The organism is Micromonospora sp. NPDC052213 (assembly GCF_040679695.1).
Classification (GTDB): Bacteria; Actinomycetota; Actinomycetes; order Mycobacteriales; family Micromonosporaceae; genus Micromonospora.
Window position 1 is genome coordinate 4920 of sequence record NZ_JBFAVI010000006.1, and the last position, 4025, is coordinate 8944.

4 protein-coding genes and 1 other RNA gene are annotated in these 4025 nt (G+C 67.0%); all 5 read left to right on the plus strand.

What is annotated here, in order from left to right; genetic code table 11:
- The first annotated feature begins 20 nt into the window (after positions 1–20).
- The 5 genes from prfB (at position 21) to ssrA (ending at position 3976) form a co-directional block, all read left to right on the plus strand.
- Positions 21–1142, plus strand: coding sequence for a peptide chain release factor 2 (gene prfB / locus AB0L34_RS02995; protein WP_363701379.1), 1122 nt, complete (start codon positions 21–23; stop codon positions 1140–1142).
- A 118-nt stretch (positions 1143–1260) separates the two neighbouring features.
- Complete coding sequence (gene ftsE / locus AB0L34_RS03000) at positions 1261–1941, plus strand: cell division ATP-binding protein FtsE (RefSeq protein ID WP_091097362.1); 681 nt, start codon at positions 1261–1263, stop codon at positions 1939–1941.
- Between the two features lie 65 nt (positions 1942–2006).
- The gene (ftsX, locus tag AB0L34_RS03005; protein WP_363701381.1) at positions 2007–2882 is read left to right on the plus strand and encodes a permease-like cell division protein FtsX; all 876 of its coding nucleotides are present in this window, start codon (positions 2007–2009) and stop codon (positions 2880–2882) included.
- Between the two features lie 134 nt (positions 2883–3016).
- Complete coding sequence (smpB, locus tag AB0L34_RS03010) at positions 3017–3496, plus strand: SsrA-binding protein SmpB (protein WP_357455108.1); 480 nt, start codon at positions 3017–3019, stop codon at positions 3494–3496.
- Positions 3497–3600: 104 nt separating this feature from the next.
- Positions 3601–3976, plus strand: a transfer-messenger RNA (tmRNA) gene (gene ssrA, locus AB0L34_RS03015).
- Positions 3977–4025 lie beyond the last annotated feature (49 nt).

The window sequence follows — 4025 nt, forward strand, 5'->3', positions numbered from 1 at the left end:
GAGCAGTACCCTTGTCTGTCGTGACCGCTGCCGATTACGCCGAACAGCTCAAGGACCTCGACGCCACCCTGCGCAACATCGAGTCGGTGCTCGACGTCGACCGCCTGCGGGAGGACAAGGCGCGCCTGGAGCAGGAGGCCTCCGCGCCCGACCTGTGGGACGACCAGGCCAAGGCGCAGCAGGTGACCTCCCAGCTGTCGTACGTCAACGGCGAGATCAACAAGCTCTCCAGCCTCCGCTCCCGCCTCGACGACGCCGGGGTGCTGCTGGAGTTGGCCGAGGCCGAGTCCGACCCCGGGGTGCTCACCGAGGTCGAGTCGGAGATCGCCGGGTTGACCAAGGCCATCCAGGAGATGGAGGTCCGCACCCTGCTCTCCGGCGAGTACGACTCCCGGGAGGCGCTGGTCGCCATCCGGGCCGGCGCCGGCGGCGTGGACGCGGCGGACTTCGCCGAGATGCTGCTGCGGATGTACCTGCGGTGGGCCGAGCGGCACGGCTACCCGACGGAGGTCTACGAGACCTCCTACGCCGAGGAAGCGGGCCTCAAGTCGGCCACCTTCACCGTGAAGGTGCCCTACGCCTACGGCACGCTCAGCGTCGAGTCGGGCACCCACCGGCTGGTGCGGATCAGCCCGTTCGACAACCAGGGCCGCCGGCAGACGAGCTTCGCCGGGGTCGAGGTGCTGCCGGTGGTGGAGCAGACCGACCACATCGACATCCCCGAGAACGAGATGCGGATCGACGTCTACCGCTCCTCGGGCCCGGGTGGGCAGAGCGTCAACACCACCGACTCCGCCGTCCGGATCACGCACATCCCGACCGGGATCGTGGTCACCTGCCAGAACGAGAAGTCCCAGCTGCAGAACAAGGCGTCCGCGCTGCGGGTGCTCCAGGCGCGGCTGCTGGAGGTCAAGCGCCAGGAGGAGCAGGCCAAGCTCCAGGGCCTGAAGAAGGAGACCACCGGCGCGTGGGGCGACCAGATGCGCTCGTACGTCCTGCACCCCTATCAGATGGTGAAGGATCTGCGGACGGAGCAGGAAACCGGCAACCCGTCCTCGGTCTTCGACGGCGACCTGGACAGCTTCATCGAGGCCGGTATCCGGTGGCGTAAGCAGCAGGAGCTGGCCGGCGACACTGCGTGATCAGCCGCGGGCGGAGCGCGTCTTCGATCTCCGCGTAACCCCGCAAATAGATGACGCGCCTCGCAACGGCGGGGCGTGGGGCTTGGCTCCACGGTTACACCGCGTAGACTCACCACCCGTGATTCAGCTTGAGCAAGTGACGAAGACGTACCCGAAGGCATCCCGGCCTTCGCTCGACAACGTGTCCGTCTCGATCGAGAAGGGCGAGTTCGTCTTCTTCATCGGTCCATCCGGCTCCGGCAAGTCCACCATCATCAAGCTGCTGCTGCACGAGGTCTCGCCCAACAAGGGCCGGGTCATCGTCAACAGCAAGGACGTCACCTCGATGCGCTCGTGGAAGCGACCCCACTTCCGGCGCTCGATCGGCTGCGTCTTCCAGGACTTCCGGCTGCTGCCGAACCGCACCGCGTACGAGAACGTGGCGTTCGCCCTCGAGGTGATCGGCAAGACCAAGGCGGTCGCCCGCCGGGTCGTGCCGGAGGTGCTGGAGCTGGTCGGGCTCGGTGGCAAGGAGCACCGCTACCCGCACGAGCTCTCCGGTGGTGAGCAGCAGCGGGTGGCCGTCGCCCGGGCGTTCGTGAACCGTCCGCTGATCCTGCTCGCGGACGAGCCGACCGGAAACCTCGACCCGGACACCTCGATCGAGATCATGCGCCTGCTGGACCGGATCAACCGCACCGGCACGACCGTCGTGATGGTCACGCACGACTCCAACATCGTGAACCAGATGCGCCGCCGGGTCATCGAGATCGAGAGCGGCCGCATCGTGCGCGACCAGGCCCGCGGCGTCTACGGCTGAGCCGACGCCACCCCTGCGCAGCCTGACGACGAACACCTCATGCCGGAGACCCGGAGGAAATCCCGATGCGCGTGAAATACGTCCTGTCCGAGGTACTGGTCGGACTGTGGCGCAACGTGACCATGACCATCGCGATGATCATCACGATGGCTGTCTCGCTGACCATGCTCGGCGCCAGCGGTCTCATGTACCGCCAGGTCGACGACATGAAGGACCTCTACTACAAGAACATCCAGGTCTCGATCTTCCTGGACCAGGAGGTGACCCCCGAGCAGCGTGACGCCCTGGACGGCCAGCTGAAGGGTGACCCGCTGGTCAAGGAGGTCATCTACGTCAACAAGGACGAGGCGTACAAGCGCTTCCAGGAGATGTTCCAGGACGCTCCGGACCTGCTCAGCGCCGTCAAGGCGGACAGCCTGCCCGAGTCGTTCCGGCTCACGCTGAACAACCCCGAGCAGTACAAGAGCATCTACGACCAGTACAAGGACGTCGAGGGCGTCGACGAGATCGTCGACCAGTCCCGGCTGCTGGACAAGATCTTCGACATCCTCACCTCGATCCAGAACATCGCCCTGGCCGCCGCGATCGTGATGGCCGTCGCCGCGCTGCTCCTGGTCGCCAACACGATCCAGGTCGCCGCGTACAGCAAGCGGCGTGAGGTCGCGGTCATGAAGCTGGTCGGCGCGTCGAACTGGTTCATCCAGGCGCCGTTCGTGCTGGAGGCCGTGGTCGCGGGCCTGATCGGCTCGCTGCTCGGCCTGGTGGCGCTGATCGCGGCGAAGTACCTCCTCTTCGACGGATCGTTGCAGGCGCTACAGGGCCTGCTCTCCCCGGTGGGCTGGGGCGACATCCTGGTGATGTTCCCGCTGATGGCCGGCGTCGGCGGCCTGGTCAGCGCGGTCACCGCCTGGGTCACCCTCCGCTTCTACCTGCGGGTCTAGCCTCCGTACGGCTCGACGGGCCCTCTCGCGCCAGGAATAAACGGCGCGGGAGGGTCCTTGTCGTTCGGGTAGCATGATCTCCGCCCCGCGGCCGGTCACTCCGGGCGCGGTCACACGGAAAGGGGGTGGCGCCGATGCCACGGGAGAAGGGGCGCAAGGTCGTCGCCTCCAACAAGAAGGCCCGGCACGACTACTCGATCCTCGACACCTACGAGGCGGGTATGGCGCTGACCGGCACCGAGGTCAAGTCGCTGCGGGCCGGGCGCGCGTCACTGGTCGACGCGTTCGCCCAGGAGCGCAACGGCGAGCTCTACCTGCACGGGATGCACATCCCGGAGTACACGCAGGGCACCTGGACCAACCACGAGCCGAGGCGGACCCGCAAGCTGCTGCTCAAGCGGCTGGAGATCGACCGGCTGATCGGCAAGACCCGCGAGGGCGGCCTGACCATGGTGCCGTTGCAGGTCTACTTCTCCGACGGCTGGGCCAAGGTCGAGATCGCCCTGGCCAAGGGCAAGAAGTCGTACGACAAGCGGCAGGACCTCGCCAAGCGGGACGCGGACCGGGAGATCGCCCGGGCCGCCGGCCGGCGCGGCAAGGGGATGGATGACTGATCTGTCTGCTTTGTCCGGGTCGGCGCGCCGACCCGGGGCTCGGGATGAAACCCGTTGCGGCAGGCGTTAGGCTTGGTGGAGCCGCCACAAGAGCGGCCCGTCGAGGGGGTGACTGGTTTCGACTTCGTACGTTGCGGCAGGGGAAGCGAGCCGAGGAAGCCGACGTCGTCTCGAGAATCGTTCGTCGGAAACCAATAAGCGCCAAGAACAATCGCGCTGACTTCGCTCTCGCCGCCTGAGGCGAGTAGCAAGTCTGTCGGCCTGGGAGCGCCTTCGACCCAGTTAGCCGGCATCAGCTAGAAGGCTGGCCAACCGGACCCGGTCGCGGGGTCCGTGCGGCGAGATCAATCAGCGACTGGGCCCGTCACACCGACTCGCTCGCGTGATCGGAGGGGCCGAGTAGAGGCACAGCGAGCTGCGCTCGGAGAAGCCCTGACAAGGCGGCGAAGGACCCGGGTTCGATTCCCGGCACCTCCACCACCAGTCGAGGGGGGGCGGCCGGCCACAGCGCCGCGCGGACGGGTATGTG